Source organism: Enterococcus canintestini (assembly GCF_001885735.1).
In the GTDB taxonomy this organism is placed as follows: Bacteria; Bacillota; Bacilli; order Lactobacillales; family Enterococcaceae; genus Enterococcus_C; species Enterococcus_C canintestini.
In genome coordinates this window covers 1-1,330 of record NZ_JXKG01000046.1, presented here as the reverse complement: position 1 = coordinate 1,330, position 1,330 = coordinate 1, and the positions used below count along the sequence as shown (strand labels likewise).

General features: G+C 39.3%; 1 pseudogene. It reads right to left on the bottom strand.

Features of this window, described 5'->3' with window-relative positions:
- Nucleotides 1–1,222, bottom strand: a pseudogene (locus RU96_RS13610) (ISL3 family transposase); the annotation flags it as partial.
- Nucleotides 1,223–1,330 lie beyond the last annotated feature (108 nt).

Genomic DNA, 1,330 nt, shown 5'->3' with positions numbered 1-1,330 from the left:
CTTCAAGTTTTCCGTTCGAATAGGGGGATTTTAACGCATGGATCATCGCTTGTTTGTGTTTGTTTAAGTAAAGAATTGCTTTTTTAAATGTTGGATCAAGCATCGTGGGTAAGTGATCAATGCGTTCGTAAAAGTCTTTATAATCTTTGGTATCAAAGGCATCCAACAAATTTTGATACACATCATAGCTTGTCCGTAAGTGCTCGTCAATCGATAATAAATAGTCCAATACTTCCGATTCCGTCAGGTATTTCCGTTGGAAAAGCGGGTATTGTTTGAGCGAAGAATCATTGATTGTTCTATTTTTCTTCAGAATGGTTCGCCAATATTTCTTAAGCTTGCGCTACTTTTTCATGGCTTGCGGGTCGCTCTTTTTCAAGTGATTCATGGTTTTTATCCGTTGTTTGTTAAACGCACGATTAAGTTGTTGGATCACATGAAATCGATCAATGGAGATCCGAGCGTTTGGGAAAACGACCATTGTCACAGAATCATAGCCCGCATTCATATCCATCACGACATGAGAAACGTTTTTCCGTGCGTGATAAGTAAAGCGCATGAAATAAGCGATCAGCTTGAAGCTTCTTCGATCCTCTAAACTATCAACGATTTTCCCCGTATCCGCGTCACTGAGAATAAAACACATGGCGCCCTGACAGTCCTTCGTTCCTTTGAATTCATCAATCAATAGATGTTTGGGTAAGTAATTGGGCTTCAGTCGTGGTTCTTCAAAAAAAGAATCCAAGATCCGTTCGACCGTTTTAACGGAAACCAAGTAACGCTGAGCGATATCTTTCATCGAAATTTTCTTCTTTAAATCAACAGTGATCGCAAACTTGAGCGTTTGGGAGAGAGAACAGTTTTCTGCGACATAATCAGTTTTAGCTGAAAAGGTATGGTGACACTGTTTACAATAAAACCGTTGGTTATAGAGAGGAAGAGAGGGAGACACCTCTTGATAAGGGAGTCATTGAATCCAGCTATCTTTGTAGCCATGATGGATGACGGAGTCGTAGCCGCAACACTCACATCGAGGAGACGGATAGCTCAGTCGACCAGTAAAGACGGTGGCTATTCTGTCATGGACTTTTTCTTTTGAAACGGCGTCTTTAGGAAAAGTAATGTTGGAATCATGAATAGTTAGGATTTGTTTGATGGTTTTGTCTAGGCAATTATCTTTATATTTGATATTCTTATACTGGACATTTGGTTCGCCTCCTATGATTGGGTTCAGCGATTTAATTATAGGACAACCAAATGTCTTTTTGTATAAAAAAATACTTGGTGTTCTCACTCAGAAAGAATAACAACACCAAATATTATAGAACCG